Consider the following 14456-nt stretch of genomic DNA (forward strand, 5'->3'; position numbering starts at 1 on the left):
GGTTCATGCCAGCATGCGCAGGCAATCGGCTTCGTCGAGCACGGGGTCGAGCCGCTGGCGCGCCGCCGCTGGCAGGGCGGCCAGGCGCTTGCGGAGCGCATCGAAACACTTGGCCTGGTAGCGGAACGGCGCCTGGGCATAGGGCCGGCCGAGCAGTTCGACCTCAAAGGTCTCGGCCCCCTCCTGCAGGGCGCGGGCGTTGGCGGCCAGGAACGGCAGGTAGGTTTTACCTGCATGCTTCAGCAATGCCGCGATCCCCTCGGGCAGCGGCGCCATGGCATCGATCCAGTCGCCCTCGACACCCGAGGCATCGTCGAGTCGCATCAGCCAGCGGAAGACGTCGGGGGCCCGGGCGCGCATCTCGGCGGCCGGCGTCGGATCGACCGACAGGATCTGCAGCTGGCCATAGAGACCGAAATCGCCGAGCGACGGCCGCGTGCCCAGCAGGAACGGCACTGTCCTCAGGTGGCGATCGAGCGTGTCAAGCACGAAGCGGTAGCTCTCCTCGATAATCGGCCGGTTCTGCTCGGTGCAGCCGACCAGCGCCATGCGCCCGACCTGCCGGTCGTTGAAGACCTGCATCGCCTGCCGGCGCGCACCTTCCGCCATCACCGGGTCGCGCGAGCTCACGACCCAGACCTGCGCGAAGTCGCGATCGGCGGCGTAGTACCAGCGGTAATGGAACATCACCTTGGTGATCCATTCGTCGCCGAAGTCTTCCAGCAAGTCGCTGAGATAGGCGAGGACGGGATCGGCGGGGATCACCGAGCGCTGGCCCGGGTGCTCGCGTTCGAGGGCATGGGCGAGCGGCGTCGAGTCGTTCATCACCCTTCCATCTGGAAAGCGCAGCACCGGGATGACCGGCGGCAGGCCGGCCGCCACGGCGACGTCGCGCGGGTTGCCGGTGGCATGCCAGACGAACGGCAGGCGGCGATAGCGCATCAGCGCCCGCATCTTCACCGAGTAGGGCGACGGGTTGAGTCCGTGCAGCGCGTAGACGGCGCTCCCCGATTCGCTCACAGCCCCAACACTGCCTTGGCGATGATGTTGCGCTGGACCTCGTTGGAGCCGGCGTAGATCGAGGCGGCGCGGTTGTTGAGATAGAGCGGCATCGCCGTGATGCCCCACTCCGGCGTGACGTTGGGCGCGTTGTGGCCGAGCAGCCGCGCCTCAGGTTCGAAGGGAGCCGCGTACCAGGCCAGCGCCTCGACCCCGAGATGGTCGATCTTCTGCGAGGTCTCGCTGCCCCGGATCTTCATCGACGACGAGGCGGCGCCCGGGTTGCGGCCCTTGCTGAGGTCGGACAGGACCTGCAGCTCGATCATCTCCAGCGCCTGGATGTCCATCTCGGCCTCGGCCAGGCGCTCGGCGAAGCTGCGTTCGGTGGCGAGCTTGCCCGACCCGTCGGCCGCCTCCTCAGCGACGATGCGGCGAAGGTCGTCGAGCCTGGCATAGAGGTTGGGCGTGTAGGCCTCGCCGCCGCGCTCGAACTCGAGCAGGTACTTGGCCACCGTCCAGCCGGCGTTCTCCGGGCCGATGCGGTTGGCGATCGGAGTCCGCACATTATCGAAGAACACCTGGTTGACTTCGTGGTCGCCGGCCAGGGTCACGATCGGCTTCACGGTGAGGCCCGGTGTCTGCATCGAATCGATCAGCACGAACGAGATGCCGTCCTGCGGCTTGCCTTCCGTGGCGGTGCGCACCAGGCAGAACATGTGGTCGGCGACATGGGCGCCCGTGGTCCAGATCTTCGTGCCGTTGATGACGTAGTCGTCACCGTCCTTCACTGCGCGCGTCTTCAGGCTGGCGAGATCGGAGCCCGAGCCGGGCTCGGAGTAGCCCTGGCAAAAGACAATGTCGCCCGACACGATGCGCGGCAGGTACTTGGCCTTCTGCTCCGGCGTGCCGTATTTCATGATCACCGGGCCGACCATGCGCAGGCCCATGGCGAAGATGCGCGGCGCATCGACGGCCGTGCACTCGCGCGAGAAGATGTAGCGCTGGATGGCACTCCAGCCGGTACCGCCATATTCCTTCGGCCAGCTCGGTGCCGACCAGCCCTTGCGGGCCAGCACCTTATGCCAGCGCACACCGGCTGCAACGTCGGCGAAGACGCCGCCGGTCTTGCGCCCGGCCTCGCGCAGGTCCTCCGTCAGGTTCTCGTCGAGGAAGCGGCGGACCTCGCCGCGAAAGGCCTCGTCCTGGGGGCTGAGTGCTAGATCCACGGGCTTTCTCCGGCTGCTCTGTCCACAGAAGCTAGCGGTCGCCGCCACCGGCCGTCCAGAGCGCGGCTGACAGAAGCTTCCGACGGGCGGTATGATTTATGCTTGGAAGACAGCGTTGGTTGGAGGTCGGCCATGCGTATGTTGCTCTCCCTGTTCGCGCTCCTGTTCCTCGCCTTGCCGGCCACGGCGCAGGACCGCAAGGAAGTCGACCTGGCCCTGGTGCTGGCCATCGACATCTCGGGCAGCATCGACCCCGACGAGGCCCGCCTGCAGCGCCAGGGCTACGTCGAGGCCTTCAGCGACCCCGTGATCGTCAAGGCGATCCTGGGCGGCAACCACGGTCGCATCGCCGTCGCCTACTTCGAATGGTCCGACTCCTGGGTGCAGAAGCTCATCATCGACTGGACCCTGCTCGACTCCAGGGAGGCGATCCAGGTCTTCGCCACCCGTCTCGCCAACGCCCCGATCTCGATCGCGCGGCGCACCTCGATCAGCGGCGCCATCCGCTACGCCATCCCGCTGTTTGGCAGGAGCCCCTATGAGGCCGAGCGCAAGGTGCTCGACATCTCGGGCGACGGTTCCAACAACGACGGCGGCCTGGTCACCGATCTGCGGCACGACGCCCTCAAGGAGCGCATCGTGATCAACGGGCTGCCGATCATGAACGACCGGCCCAATCCCTACGGCTTCCCGAGCGAGACCGACCTCGACCGCTACTACCTCCATTGCGTCGTCGGCGGCCCGCGCTCCTTCGTCGAGGTCGCCGTCAATTTCGAGGACTTCCCCCGCGCCGTGCGCAAGAAGCTGCTGCAGGAAGTGGCCGACATCGGGCCCCGGCCGGAGTTCGGCCACGACTTCGACGTCGGCGACTTGGGCGTGCCAGAGGGACACGAAGGTCTGGGGCGTGACGGCGTCCAGCTCGCCCAGGCCGGCCCGCGTCGCACCAGCGGCGCCCCCGACGACTACACCCGCTTCGTGCGGCCCGAGTACGAACTGGGCTGCGATATCGGCGAGCGCCGCAGCCGCGAATTCTGGCAGCGCCGGTTTGGAGTCACGCCCGACTGATCGCTTCCTATCCTGCGTGCACCCCTCGGGCTCAAGCGGCTGATCCCTTTGACTTTTTCGCCGATTCGGGGGCCGTGGAACGGGAAACATCATGGGACATTTTTTCGCCGGCCTGGCGGCTGAAGTAGTCGAGCACCCGGATGGAAGCGAGGTGGGTGAACGTCCGCCGCCAGCCGACCTCCAGACCCTTGTGGTAGACTGAGCGCAATTCGCCCTCGCGGACGATCGCCATCAGCCTGTCCTCGATAATGTCCCGGCGTTGTAGCTGGATAGCCTCCCAACGCTCGCGAAACTTCGCGTCCCGCTTGCGCCAGCGATAGACGGTCGACAGCGGCACGCCCGTACGCTTGGCGGCCAGGCTGACCTCGCCGCACTGTCGCAGCTGGCGGAGAAAGAAGACTCTTAGACGCGGCGGCGTCCGCCGCTTCACCGGGCCCCGCAGCACCCGCGTCAACAACTCGGCTGCGCTCCAAACCTCGCCAGCCTCCATGGTCATCCTTCTTCCTCCCCGGATCGGATTCGTCAGAAGGACTGATAGTATTTTCCTATCCTCTTGTCAAGTAGATTAACCCTGCGCCTCGAAGAAAGCGTCGGCGCTCTCGACCTCGACCAGCCGGCCCTTGCGGATTTCCAGGAAGCGGGTCGCGGCGGTCCTGGTGAAATAGCGGTCGTGGGAGACGAACAGGCACGAGACCTCGCCCTGCTCCAGTTCGGCCTCCAGCGCCTCCTGTCCCTCGATGTCGAGATGGTTGGTGGGCTCGTCCAGCAGGTAGAGGTTGGGCCGCAGCAGCTTCATCTTCAGGAACACCAGCCGGGCGCGCTCGCCGTGGCTCAGCAGGCCGATCGGCTGGCCGATGCGCGCAAAGGCGAAGCCCGCCTGGGCCAGCAGCCGCACCGCTTCCTTCTCGGTGGCGCCCTCGGCCTCGACGACATAGTCGAGGATCGTCATTTCCGTCGGCAGGTCGCGCATGGTCTGGTCGAAATAGACCAGCCGGCAGGACGGGTTGAAGCGGATCGCGGCCTGGCTGTCGTAGTGCTCCAGCGCCGGATCGTAGGCGGCCGCCAGCGCCGACAGCAGCGTCGACTTGCCGGCCCCGTTCGCGCCCAGCACCGCCACGCGGTCGCCGGCCGCCACGGTCAGGCGATCGATGGCCAGCAGTTTACGGCCGCCGCCCGGCACCATGACGTCGAGATTGGCGAGCCTGAGCGCCACCTTGGCGTCGATCTCGCCCTCGTTCAGCTCAAGGCGGCGTTCGCGCGCGACGTAGGTCTGGGTCCGCTCAGCCTCGATCTTCGCGATCCGCGATTCCACCGCGTTCTTGCGCTTGTTGAGGTCGGGATTCTTGACCGCCCATACCTTGTAACGCGCCGCCGCCCGCTCCAGCCGCTCGATCTCCCTGGCTTCCAGCCGGCTGCGCGCTGCCGCGGTGGCGTCACGGCGCAGCAGTTCCTCGCGCGCCAGCGAGAACCGCGTCTTGAAGGCGTGGACGCCGTCCGAGCGCAGGAACAGCGTGCGCTCGGTCACGCGATCGTGGCACTCGCGATCATGACTCACGATCAGCATCGGGATCCTGAATTCGACGGTGAGCCAGCGCTCCAGCGTGTTGATGTTGGCGAGGTCGAGATGGTTGGTCGGCTCGTCCAGGATCAGGAGGTCGGGCTCTTCGAGCCGCGCTGCCCCGGCAATCAGCATCAGCCGCTGCCAGCCGCCCGACAGGGTGCCGAAGCGCTGTTCCGCGATCTCCGCCGCGACGCCGATCTCGTCCAGCAGCACATCGATGCGCCAGTCCTCGCCGCCGAGGCCGGCGCGCTCGAGCGAGGCGCCCAGCACCTCGCGCACCGTCTGCCCGGCCAGCCCCTCGGGAATATCCTGCGGCAGGCTTCCGACGCGCAGGCCCCGGGAGCGGATGACCTGGCCGGCGTTCAATTCGAGCTCGCCGGTCAGGCATTTCAGCAGGGTGGATTTGCCGGCACCGTTCTCGCCGACCAGCGCCGTGCGCGCGTCATCGAGCAGGAACGACACGCCCTCGAAGACGCGCCCTGCCCCATAGTAGAAACCGGCATTCTCCATGCCCAGCACGGCCTGACGCGGCGCCATTGTCGTTCTCGCAACTCTCCCGGTTCGAAAGGAGCGGCGGTTTTGAGGGGCGAAGCCCCGGCCGTCAATAGACGGTCCCGGCCATTGTCTTTCGCCGCCTCTGCCGTCAGCCTGCCGGACTGAATATCGAGGAGAAGAAAATGGCCGTCGTAGAAACCGAACGTCACGGGCAGGTGCTCGTGGTCCGCATGAACCGGCCCGAGCGGCTGAACGCGCTCAGCCACGAGATGCGCACCGAGCTGGCCCAGGCCTGGACCGACTTCCGCCACAGCAAGGAGCTCGAGGTCGCCATCTTCACCGGCACCGGCCGCGGCTTCTGCGCCGGCGAGGACATGAAGGAATCGCTGCAGAAGGGCGTCGCCGGCGGACAGCGGCCGGCGATCGAGGACCCGTTCATGTCGGGCAAGCTCGAGAAGCCGGTGATCGCCGCGATCAACGGCTTTGCCATGGGTGGCGGCTTCATGTTGGTCGAGCGCACGGATCTGCGCGTCGCAGTCGCTGAGGCGGTGTTCGAGGTTTCCGAAGCCAAGCGCTGGCTGCTGGGCGGTTACAACCATGGCCATATCGCCAACGTGCCCTATCCCATCGCCATGGAGATGGCGCTGGGCTTCCGCTTCACCGCCCAGCGCTTCTATGAGGTGGGCTTCATCAATCGCCTGGTCGAGGCCGACCAGCTGATGCCGACGGCGATGGCCATGGCCGAGCATCTGCTGACCCTGCCGCCGGCGTCCAGGGTCAACACCGTGCACATGATGCGCCAGATGCGCCCCGCGCCCGGCCCCGAGATGCAGCGCCTGGCCGAAGCCCTGCACGACCACGGCGCCAAGAGCGACCTCATGGAATCGCGCGCGGCCTTCGCCGAGAAGCGCAAGCCCAACTTCAAGGGCTGGAACGATCCCGAGGACCGCTACAAGCTGCCGACGCTCGATTCGGTCAAGTGACCACCTCTCCTCCCCTTGCGCAGCAAGGGGAGGTGTCGGCCTCTTAGGCCGACGGAGGGGTCATGGATCGCAATGAGGCTTCTGACCCCTCCGTCGTCGTAAGACGACGACACCTCCCCAGCAGACTGGGGAGGTGGATGAGGCTTCACGGCAGTTGAATGGGCATCCGGTAGAAGCGGATGGCGTTGTGCGCAAAGAACTTGGCCAGCGTTTCCGGCGTCTCGGCCTGAAGCGCCTCCAGCATGACATCGACAATGCCGCCGAAATCCGTGCTCAAAGTCGAGACCGGCAGGTTGCTGCCGAAGATGATGCGGTCGGCGCCGAAGATGGCCGCGGCTTCGCGCACCACCCGGACGTTGCTCGGGATGTCCCATTTGCCGTGCGGCAGGCCCAGTTCCGAGAGCTTGATGATGACGTTCGGGCAATCGGCGAGCGCCTCCAGCCCGCGCCGCCAGATCACGAGGCCCTCTTCCGAGCGATCGAGCGGCAAGCCGGTGTGGTTCACCACCATGGGAATACCCGGAAAGCTCCGCGCGACCTCCGCACCTTCCACCAAATGCCAGTAGGGAATGCGCATGTCCCAGGACATGCCGTGCTTCTCCAGCAGCGCGAAGTTCCGCCGCCAATGGTCGTCCTGCATGGTGCCGGGGGCGCCGGCGACCGACTCGTTCGGCCCGGAAGAAGTCACCGGCCGCGAGCGGATGCCGCGCATCAGCGGCGAGCGTGCATGGCCTGCCAGCACCTCGGCGCAATCCGGCTGGGTGAAGGTGACGTGGCCCACCATCACGCAAGGCAGGCCGTGCTGCCGGTTCACCGTCTCCAGCCACTCGGTCTCGGCCACCTGCTCATCCGGAGCGCGGCCGGCCTGGATATGAACGCTGCCGACGACCTTGAAGCCGGTGACGTCCCGGACATAGTCCGCCGGCAGATAGTCGCGGCAGATCTTGCGGTAGTCGCCGAGGAAGAAATTATTGTCGTACTGATCCTGCTTGGTGGGATAGCGCCCGGCGCTCAGGTCCCAGAGGTGATGGTGGGAATCGACGATCGGCAGCGAGAAGCCCTGCGGCGCGGGCAGGGTGTCGAAGAGGCTCATGCTCATGCCATCGGGTAGTCGTAGCGGATGAAGCCGACGTGGCGTGCGACCTTGTCGTAGAGCGCGCGGGCGCGGGCGTTGTCCAGCCTGGTGAGCCAGTAGTAGCGCGGGCAGCCTCGGGTGCGCGCCGCCCCCGCCACCGCCTCGATCAGCCCGCGCGCCGCGCCCTGGCCGCGCACGGTCTCGTCGACGAAGAGGTCGGCGAGATAGCAGACATCGTCGAACCAGACGCTGGCCTGGAACATGTAGTGGGCGATGCCGATCACGCGGCCGTCGAGCCGCGCGGCAAGGCCGTGCAGTTCCCGGGCCTTCATCAGGCGGGCAAACGTGCGGTCGTAGTCGGCGGCGGGCAATACCCGCTCGTAGAAGGCGTTGTAGCCGACCGCGAGCGGCTGCCAGCCGGCACGATCGTCGGGGCGAAGCGGCGAGATTTCGATCATGCCGCCTTGTAGCGCAGGGAAACGATGCCGCCTACACCTCGACGAAGGTCTTGAAGCCGCCGCACGACATGCGCTTCATGTCGAACGGCATCTTCTTGTTCATGGTGGCGGTGATGCGCTTGTCGGCCATCACCTTGGCGTTGACCTTGTCGCGATGCGCGCGCGACTTGTAGACGATGTAAGAGAACACGATCGCCTCGCCGGACTTGGGCTTGGCCAGCTTGGGGAAGGGCCTGCCGAACTTGATATCGAGGTCGTCGCCGACGCACTCGCGATAATCGAGCGCGCCGTGCTCGCGCCAGACCTTGCCGGCCCGGGTCGAGATGCGCTTGTAGGCGGCGAGATTCTTTTTCGGCACCAAAAGCACGAAACCATCGACATACGACATGGATCATCTCCTGATACTTAACCTTATAGTTAAGCGATAGAGAATCTCACACCAGGTGTCAATCCGGCCGCAGCACCGGAAGCGCCAGCAGCCGCTTGGCGGCGAAGTCCAGGAAAGCCTCGATCTTGGGCGCGCGATGGGCGCGGCCCTTGGTGACGAGCTGCACCGGCAGCGGCGGCAGCTCCCAGGTCTGCAGCAGGCGGACCAGCCGGCCCGCAGCGAGGTCCTCGGCCACCTGGTAGGACAGGAGCTGGGCGATGCCGCGTCCGTCGCGCGCCGCGCGCAGCCGCGTCTCGACGTCGTCGACCCTGAGCCGCCCGGTCATGTGCATCGGCGCACCGCGCCGCGCACCGGCGAAGACCCAGTCGATTGTGCCGCGCGAGGTGCCGAGCACGGCCTCGTGCCGGGCGAGATCGCCCGGCGCCCGTGGCGTGCCGCGCCGCTTGAGATAGGCCGGGCTCGCCACCCATAGGCGGCGCACATGGCCGACCGGCCGCACCGTCAGTGTCGAATCCGCCAGCGCCCCGATGCGCAGCGCAACATCGATCCCCTCTTCGAACAGGTCGATGTTGCGATCGTTCAGCAGCAGCTCGATCTCGACCCCATCATGGGCATCGAGGAAGCGCGAAACCATGGGCGCGATATGGCGGCGGCCGAACTGCACTGGCGCTGTGATCCGCAGCAGGCCGCGCACCGGCGCATCGGGCGCGCCCGCGGTCGCGGCCTCGTAGTCGGCCACCAGGGTCCGCGCCTTGTCATAGAGCGCGCGGCCGGCCTCGGTGGGGGCGAGGCGGCGCGTCGTGCGGTCCACCAGGCGGACGCCGATGCGGTCCTCGAGGGCGGCGAGCGCGCGCGTCACGGCGGGCGGCGAGCGCCGCAACCTGGAAGCGGCGCGCACCAGGCTGCCTTCTTCCACGATGCGCACGAAGACGCCGAGTTCGTCGAGACGGTCCATGATATTATTCCATTTACTGGAATTATGACTTTATCATTCATGCTCTACACGGCGCAATCACGGAGGCCTATCTTGGGCGTGCCACATCGAGGAGAGCGGACATGTTGAAGGGGAGCTGCCTGTGCGGCGGTGTCGCCTACGAGGTCGACGCCGAACTGAGCCGGATCGCGCATTGCCACTGCCCGACCTGCCGCAAGACCCATGGCGCCGCCTTCTCGTCGGTGACCGCGGTGCCGCGCGAAAAGTTCCGCTGGGTACGCGGCGCCGAGCTGCTCGGCAGCTTCGAGTCCTCGCCTGGCAAGTTCCGCCGCTTCTGCACCCGCTGCGGCTCGCACGTCATGGCCGAGCGTGTGGCCCAGTCCAACGTGCTGCTGCGGCTGGGCTGCCTCGATACCGCCGTCGGCGAGCGGCCCCAGATCCATATCTGGCGCTCGCTGGGCGCCTCCTGGTACGACCCGAAGAAGCAGGTCGAGGAGCTGCCGGAGGGCCTGACATGAGCCCGCCGGACGGCGCGACGGGCTTCCTGCCCTTCCATCGCGACGAGCTGGCGGCGCAGGCGCTGGCCGGCGAGGGCGCCGGGATCGCACCCATTCGCCCCTTCATGCCCGACCAGCACCGCGCGTTCTTCGCCAGCCTGCCCTATCTGTTCGTCGCCACGGCGGATGCAGAGGGTTGGCCCGTGGCCTCGGTGCTGGCGGGCAAGACGGGTTTCGTCCAATCGCCCGATCCGGTGACGCTGCGCCTCGACGCCATTGCCGGTGCCAACGATCCGGCCGCCGCCGGCCTGGCGATCGGCCGCGAGGTTGGCCTGCTCGGCCTCGATCTCACCAACCGGCGGCGCAATCGCGCCAACGGACAGCTGACAGAGGTCGATGATGATGGCCTCACGGTGCGGGTCGCCCAGAGCTTCGGCAATTGCGCCCAGTACATCCAGACGCGGCGACCGACGGCGGTGGCGCGGACGGTGGCGCCGGTCGAGGCCCTGGACGGGCTGGATGATGCGGCACGCGCGCTGATCGCGACGGCGGACACGTTCTTCGTGGCCAGCGGCTCCCGGCCTGGAATCGGCGGCAACGGCGGCCTCGACATGTCGCACCGCGGCGGACGGCCGGGATTCGTCGGCGTCCACGGCAATACGCTGGCCATCCCCGACTTCCGCGGCAACCGCTTCTTCAACACGCTGGGCAACCTGCTGGGCGATCCGCGGACGGGCCTGCTGTTCGTCGACTTCGCCACCGGCGAGCTGCTGCAGCTCCAGGGCCGGGCGGAGATCACCTGGACACCCGGCAACGCCGGCCCTGACGGCGCGGAACGGTTGTGGCGGGTCAAGGTCGAGCGCGGCTGGCGCCGGCGCGGCGCCTTCCCCTTCACCTGGGCCTTCGGCGACTACGCGCCGACGACGCTCAAGACGGGCGTGTGGTAAATGGCGCCTGGTTGCTACCGCGCGGCCTTGCCCAGATGGGACACCATCGCCTCCAGCGCGAGCACGTAGGAATCGACGCCGAAGCCCGCGATCATGCCGATCGCGGCCTCCGAGGTGACCGAGCCATAGCCGCGCTTCTCGATGTTGGTGATGTGGATCTCGATCGCCGGCGCGCGGATCGAGCGCAGGCAGTCGCGCAGCGCGTGGCCGGCGTGGAGAAAGCCCGCCGGGTTGAACAGGATGCCGTCGATCTTGGCCCGGTCGGCCTTGTAGATCGCCGACACGGCAGCGCCCTCGGTGTTGGTGTAGAGGATCTCCAGCGACACGCCGAGCCGCTTCGCCTGCCGACGCATCAGGGCGTCCAGTTCCTTGGCGGTCGTCGTGCCGTAGAGTTCGGGCTGGCGCCGGCCCAGATATTCCATGTTGGCGCCCTGAATCAGCAGCAGCTTCATCGCGTCCCCAAGTGACCCACCCAAGTGACCGACGCACCGCCCCCCACAGGCCCGCGCCGGTTGTCCCGGACAAGCCTATAACAATTCTCGCACGAACTGAAAGCTTCTAAGTCGCGCTGGTAGGTCGCACCGGGCTAGCGCGGCAGCGTTGTCGTCCCCATCAGCGCCTCATCGATCGAGCGCGCGCACTGGCGGCCTTCGCGGATCGCCCAGACGACCAGCGACTGGCCGCGGCGCATGTCGCCGGCGGCGAACAGCTTGGGCACGGAGGTCCTGTAGTCCTTCACATTGGCTGCGACGTTGCCCCGCGGATCGAGGGCGACGCCCGCCTGCTCGACCATGCCGGGCTTGCGCGGACCCAGGAACCCCATCGCCAGCAGCACCAGGTCGGCTTTCAGCTTGAAGGCGCTGCCCGCGACCTCCTGCATGGCCATGCGGCCGTCGGCGCCCCTGGCCCATTCGATGCGGACGCATTCCAGCGCCTCGATCCGGCCGTCCTTGCCGCCATTCGAACCAATCGCCTTCTTGGTCAGCACGGCGAAATCGCGCGCGACACCCTCTTCGTGGCTCGACGAGGTCCGCATCTTGAGCGGCCAATCCGGCCAGGTCAGCGCCTTGTTCTCGTGCTCCGGCGGTTGCGGCATGACCTCGAGCTGGGTCACCGAGGCGGCACCCTGGCGGTTCGACGTGCCGACGCAGTCCGAGCCGGTGTCGCCGCCGCCGATCACGATGACATGCTTGCCCTTGGCGGTGAGGGTGCCGCGCGGGGCGGCACGCGCCTCGTCGTCGCCGGCGACGCGCTTGTTCTGCTGGACCAGGAAATCCATGGCGAAATGGATGCCGTCGAGCTCACGGCCCGGCACTTCGAGATCGCGCGGCAGCTCGGCGCCTCCCGTCAGCGCCACGGCGTCATAGCCCTCGAGCAGCGACTTGATCGAGAGCGTGGCGCCGACTTCGACGCCGGTGCGGAATTCGACGCCCTCGGCCTCCATCTGGCGCATGCGCCGGTCGATCAGGCGCTTCTCCATCTTGAAGTCGGGAATGCCGTAGCGCAGCAGGCCGCCCACGCGGTCGGCCTTCTCGAACAGCGCCACCGCATGGCCGGCGCGCGCGAGCTGCTGGGCGCAGGCCATGCCGGCCGGGCCGGAGCCGACGACGGCGACGCGCTTGCCGGTCTTCTTCGCCGGCAGCAGCGGGGCGATCCAGCCCTCCTCCCAGCCACGGTCGACGATGGCGCACTCGATCGATTTGATGGTGACCGGGTTGTCGTCGATGTTGAGCGTGCAGGCGGCCTCGCACGGCGCCGGACAGATGCGGCCGGTGAATTCCGGGAAATTGTTGGTCGAATGCAGCATCTCGAGCGCGTCCCGCCAGCGGTCGCGGCGCACGAGGTCGTTCCAGTCGGGGATCAGGTTGTTGACCGGACAGCCGTTGTGACAGAACGGAATACCGCAATCCATGCAGCGCGCGCCCTGTCGGCCGATCTCGGCCGGCGGCAGCGGCAGCACGAATTCCTTCCAGTTCTTGAGGCGCTTCTCGACCTTCTCGTAAGGCCGGTCCTTGCGCTCGATTTCCAGAAACCCCGTCGGCAGACCCATCTACGCTACTCCGCCGCGACGGCCTTGGCCGTCGCCCGTTCATGTGCCTGCAGCAGCGCGCGCTTGTAGTCGCGCGGCATCACCTTGACGAAGCACTTGAGTGAATTGTCCCAGTCTTCCAGGAGCGCGCGCGCGTGGGCGCTGCCGGTGTGCAAGTGGTGGCGTTCGACCAGGATTCGCAGACGCTCGGCGTCGAACCGCAGCACGTCGCCCATGCCGCTGTCCTCGACATCGTGCGAACGCTGGCGCGGGCGTCCTGGATCGTCGGCCTCGCCCACCGCCGGGCCGACCTTCTCGAGATCGACCATCGCCGGATTGCACAGCACGTCGAAGCGGCCCCTGGGATCGTAGACATAGGCGATGCCACCCGACATGCCAGCCGCGAAATTCCGGCCGGTCTCGCCCAGCACCACGACGACGCCACCGGTCATGTATTCGCAGCCATGGTCGCCGGTGCCCTCGACGACGCAGACCGCGCCCGAGTTGCGCACCGCGAAGCGCTCGCCCGCGACGCCCTCGAAGTAGGCTTCGCCGGCAATGGCGCCGTAGAGAACCGTGTTGCCGACGATGATGTTCTTCAGCGGATCGCGCCTGGATCCGTTGGGCTGGCGGACCACGACTCGGCCGCCCGACAGGCCCTTGCCGACATAGTCGTTGGCATCGCCCGCGAGTTCGATCGACACGCCGCGCGCCAGGAAGGCGGCGAAGCTCTGGCCCGCGGTGCCTGTCAGTTTTACCGAGATGGTGTCGTCGGCCAAGCCGACATGGCCGGTGTGCCGCGCGACATCGCCCGAGAGCATGGCACCCACGGTGCGGTTGACGTTGGAGACCGGCAGCTCGATCAGTACCGGCTGGCCTTTATCAAGCGCCGGCTGCGCCGCCTCGATGAGCTTGTGATCGAGTGCCTTGTCGAGGCCGTGGTCCTGGCGCTCGCTGTTGTGGATCGCCACCCCGGATCGGGCCGGCATCTGGTGCAGCAGCTTGGTGAGGTCGACGCCGCCCGCCTTCCAGTGATCGAGAGCGCGATGCATGTCGAGCCGGTCGACTCGGCCGGTCATTTCGGCCAGCGTCCGGAAGCCCAGCCGCGCCATGATCTCGCGCAGCTCCTCGGCCACGAAGAAGAAATAGTTGATCACATGCTCGGGCTGGCCGGTGAAGCGCTTGCGCAGGACCGGGTCCTGCGTCGCCACGCCGACCGGGCAGGTGTTGAGATGGCACTTGCGCATCATGATGCAGCCGGCGGCGATCAGCGGGGCCGTCGCAAAGCCGAACTCGTCGGCACCCAGCAGCGCGCCGATGGCGACGTCGCGGCCGGTGCGCAGCCCGCCGTCGACCTGGACGGCGATGCGGCCGCGCAGCCCGTTCAGCACCAGGGTCTGCTGTGTCTCGGCGAGGCCGATCTCCCACGGCGAGCCCGCATGGGTGAGCGAGGTGAGCGGCGAGGCACCGGTGCCACCCTCGAAACCCGAGATCGTCACATGATCGGCGCGCGCCTTGCTGACGCCGGCCGCCACCGTGCCGACGCCGACCTCGGACACCAGCTTGACCGAGACGCGGGCCTTGGGATTGACGTTCTTGAGGTCGTGGATCAGCTGCGCCAGATCCTCGATCGAATAGATGTCGTGGTGCGGCGGCGGCGAGATCAGGCCGACGCCGGGCGTCGAGCGGCGCACGCGGGCGATGTTCTCGTCGACCTTGTGGCCGGGCAGCTGGCCGCCCTCGCCGGGCTTGGCGCCCTGCGCCATCTTGATCTGGATGTCGTCGGCATTGACCAGGTA

General features: G+C 67.4%; 15 protein-coding genes. 4 read left to right on the plus strand and 11 right to left on the minus strand.

Annotation, left to right across the window (positions count from 1 at the left end):
* Positions 1-3 precede the first annotated feature (3 nt).
* Positions 4-1020, minus strand: a complete 1017-nt coding sequence (locus tag EPO55_RS16635; RefSeq protein ID WP_296338131.1) for a glutathione S-transferase N-terminal domain-containing protein — start codon at positions 1018-1020, stop codon at positions 4-6.
* On the minus strand, positions 1017-2225 hold the full coding sequence (locus EPO55_RS16640; protein ID WP_296338133.1) for an acyl-CoA dehydrogenase family protein: 1209 nt from the start codon (positions 2223-2225) through the stop codon (positions 1017-1019). Before EPO55_RS16640 ends, EPO55_RS16635 begins: the two co-directional genes overlap by 4 nt.
* A 132-nt stretch (positions 2226-2357) precedes the next feature.
* Here EPO55_RS16640 and EPO55_RS16645 point away from each other — a divergent pair, with 132 nt between their 5' ends.
* Positions 2358-3290 carry a DUF1194 domain-containing protein gene (locus tag EPO55_RS16645; protein WP_296338135.1) on the plus strand — a complete coding sequence of 311 codons (933 nt, stop codon included), beginning with the start codon at positions 2358-2360 and terminating at the stop codon, positions 3288-3290.
* Between the two features lie 31 nt (positions 3291-3321).
* On the opposite strand, the gene EPO55_RS16650 is transcribed toward EPO55_RS16645, so the two are convergent.
* Positions 3322-3786, minus strand: coding sequence for a hypothetical protein (locus EPO55_RS16650; RefSeq protein WP_296338136.1), 465 nt, complete (start codon positions 3784-3786; stop codon positions 3322-3324).
* Positions 3787-3855: 69 nt separating this feature from the next.
* Positions 3856-5388, minus strand: a complete 1533-nt coding sequence (locus tag EPO55_RS16655; RefSeq protein WP_296338137.1) for an ABC-F family ATP-binding cassette domain-containing protein — start codon at positions 5386-5388, stop codon at positions 3856-3858.
* Between the two features lie 140 nt (positions 5389-5528).
* Between EPO55_RS16655 and EPO55_RS16660 the strand changes: the two genes are divergently transcribed.
* Positions 5529-6329 (plus strand): enoyl-CoA hydratase-related protein, encoded by an 801-nt coding sequence (locus EPO55_RS16660; protein WP_296338139.1) that lies wholly within the window; start codon positions 5529-5531, stop codon positions 6327-6329.
* A gap of 145 nt (positions 6330-6474) precedes the next feature.
* Here the strand turns inward: EPO55_RS16660 and EPO55_RS16665 are convergent, their stop codons facing one another.
* Genes EPO55_RS16665 through EPO55_RS16680 form a run of 4 tightly spaced genes read right to left on the minus strand, consistent with a single transcriptional unit; the run spans position 6475 to position 9205 of the window.
* Positions 6475-7422 (minus strand): amidohydrolase family protein, encoded by a 948-nt coding sequence (locus tag EPO55_RS16665; RefSeq protein ID WP_296338140.1) that lies wholly within the window; start codon positions 7420-7422, stop codon positions 6475-6477.
* A 2-nt stretch (positions 7423-7424) separates the two neighbouring features.
* Entirely contained in the window at positions 7425-7862 is a 438-nt protein-coding gene (locus EPO55_RS16670; RefSeq protein WP_296338141.1) for a GNAT family N-acetyltransferase, read from the minus strand.
* A gap of 31 nt (positions 7863-7893) precedes the next feature.
* Entirely contained in the window at positions 7894-8250 is a 357-nt protein-coding gene (locus EPO55_RS16675) for a DUF1428 domain-containing protein (RefSeq protein WP_296338142.1), read from the minus strand.
* A gap of 58 nt (positions 8251-8308) precedes the next feature.
* A complete protein-coding gene (locus EPO55_RS16680) occupies positions 8309-9205 on the minus strand; it encodes a LysR family transcriptional regulator (protein ID WP_296338144.1) in 897 nt (298 codons plus the stop codon).
* A gap of 101 nt (positions 9206-9306) precedes the next feature.
* Here EPO55_RS16680 and EPO55_RS16685 point away from each other — a divergent pair, with 101 nt between their 5' ends.
* On the plus strand, positions 9307-9702 hold the full coding sequence (locus tag EPO55_RS16685; protein WP_296338145.1) for a GFA family protein: 396 nt from the start codon (positions 9307-9309) through the stop codon (positions 9700-9702).
* Complete coding sequence (locus EPO55_RS16690) at positions 9699-10628, plus strand: pyridoxamine 5'-phosphate oxidase family protein (protein WP_296338146.1); 930 nt, start codon at positions 9699-9701, stop codon at positions 10626-10628. The genes EPO55_RS16685 and EPO55_RS16690 overlap by 4 nt, the downstream gene beginning before the upstream one ends.
* A 14-nt stretch (positions 10629-10642) precedes the next feature.
* Here the strand turns inward: EPO55_RS16690 and EPO55_RS16695 are convergent, their stop codons facing one another.
* The 3 genes from EPO55_RS16695 to EPO55_RS16705 form a co-directional block, all read right to left on the minus strand.
* Positions 10643-11080 carry a type II 3-dehydroquinate dehydratase gene (locus EPO55_RS16695; protein ID WP_296338147.1) on the minus strand — a complete coding sequence of 146 codons (438 nt, stop codon included), beginning with the start codon at positions 11078-11080 and terminating at the stop codon, positions 10643-10645.
* 134 nt (positions 11081-11214) lie between these two features.
* Entirely contained in the window at positions 11215-12678 is a 1464-nt protein-coding gene (locus tag EPO55_RS16700; protein ID WP_296338148.1) for a glutamate synthase subunit beta, read from the minus strand.
* A 5-nt stretch (positions 12679-12683) separates the two neighbouring features.
* On the minus strand, positions 12684-14456 hold a 1773-nt coding region (locus EPO55_RS16705; RefSeq protein WP_296338149.1), incomplete at its 5' end, for a glutamate synthase-related protein.

Origin of the sequence: Reyranella sp. (assembly GCF_004296935.1) — a bacterium.
Lineage (GTDB): Bacteria > Pseudomonadota > Alphaproteobacteria > Reyranellales > Reyranellaceae > Reyranella.

Excerpts from the sequence above, each read along its gene's own strand:
- EPO55_RS16695 (WP_296338147.1), bottom strand. The coding sequence starts at position 11,080 with ATGAAGCTGCTGCTGATTCAGGGCGCCAACATGGAATATCTGGGCCGG.
- EPO55_RS16685 (WP_296338145.1), top strand. The coding sequence starts at position 9,307 with ATGTTGAAGGGGAGCTGCCTGTGCGGCGGTGTCGCCTACGAGGTCGAC.
- EPO55_RS16665 (WP_296338140.1), bottom strand. The coding sequence starts at position 7,422 with ATGAGCCTCTTCGACACCCTGCCCGCGCCGCAGGGCTTCTCGCTGCCG.
- EPO55_RS16690 (WP_296338146.1), top strand. The coding sequence starts at position 9,699 with ATGAGCCCGCCGGACGGCGCGACGGGCTTCCTGCCCTTCCATCGCGAC.
- EPO55_RS16645 (WP_296338135.1), top strand. The coding sequence starts at position 2,358 with ATGCGTATGTTGCTCTCCCTGTTCGCGCTCCTGTTCCTCGCCTTGCCG.
- EPO55_RS16680 (WP_296338144.1), bottom strand. The coding sequence starts at position 9,205 with ATGGACCGTCTCGACGAACTCGGCGTCTTCGTGCGCATCGTGGAAGAA.
- EPO55_RS16670 (WP_296338141.1), bottom strand. The coding sequence starts at position 7,862 with ATGATCGAAATCTCGCCGCTTCGCCCCGACGATCGTGCCGGCTGGCAG.
- EPO55_RS16700 (WP_296338148.1), bottom strand. The coding sequence starts at position 12,678 with ATGGGTCTGCCGACGGGGTTTCTGGAAATCGAGCGCAAGGACCGGCCT.
- EPO55_RS16675 (WP_296338142.1), bottom strand. The coding sequence starts at position 8,250 with ATGTCGTATGTCGATGGTTTCGTGCTTTTGGTGCCGAAAAAGAATCTC.
- EPO55_RS16655 (WP_296338137.1), bottom strand. The coding sequence starts at position 5,388 with ATGGCGCCGCGTCAGGCCGTGCTGGGCATGGAGAATGCCGGTTTCTAC.
- EPO55_RS16650 (WP_296338136.1), bottom strand. The coding sequence starts at position 3,786 with ATGACCATGGAGGCTGGCGAGGTTTGGAGCGCAGCCGAGTTGTTGACG.
- EPO55_RS16660 (WP_296338139.1), top strand. The coding sequence starts at position 5,529 with ATGGCCGTCGTAGAAACCGAACGTCACGGGCAGGTGCTCGTGGTCCGC.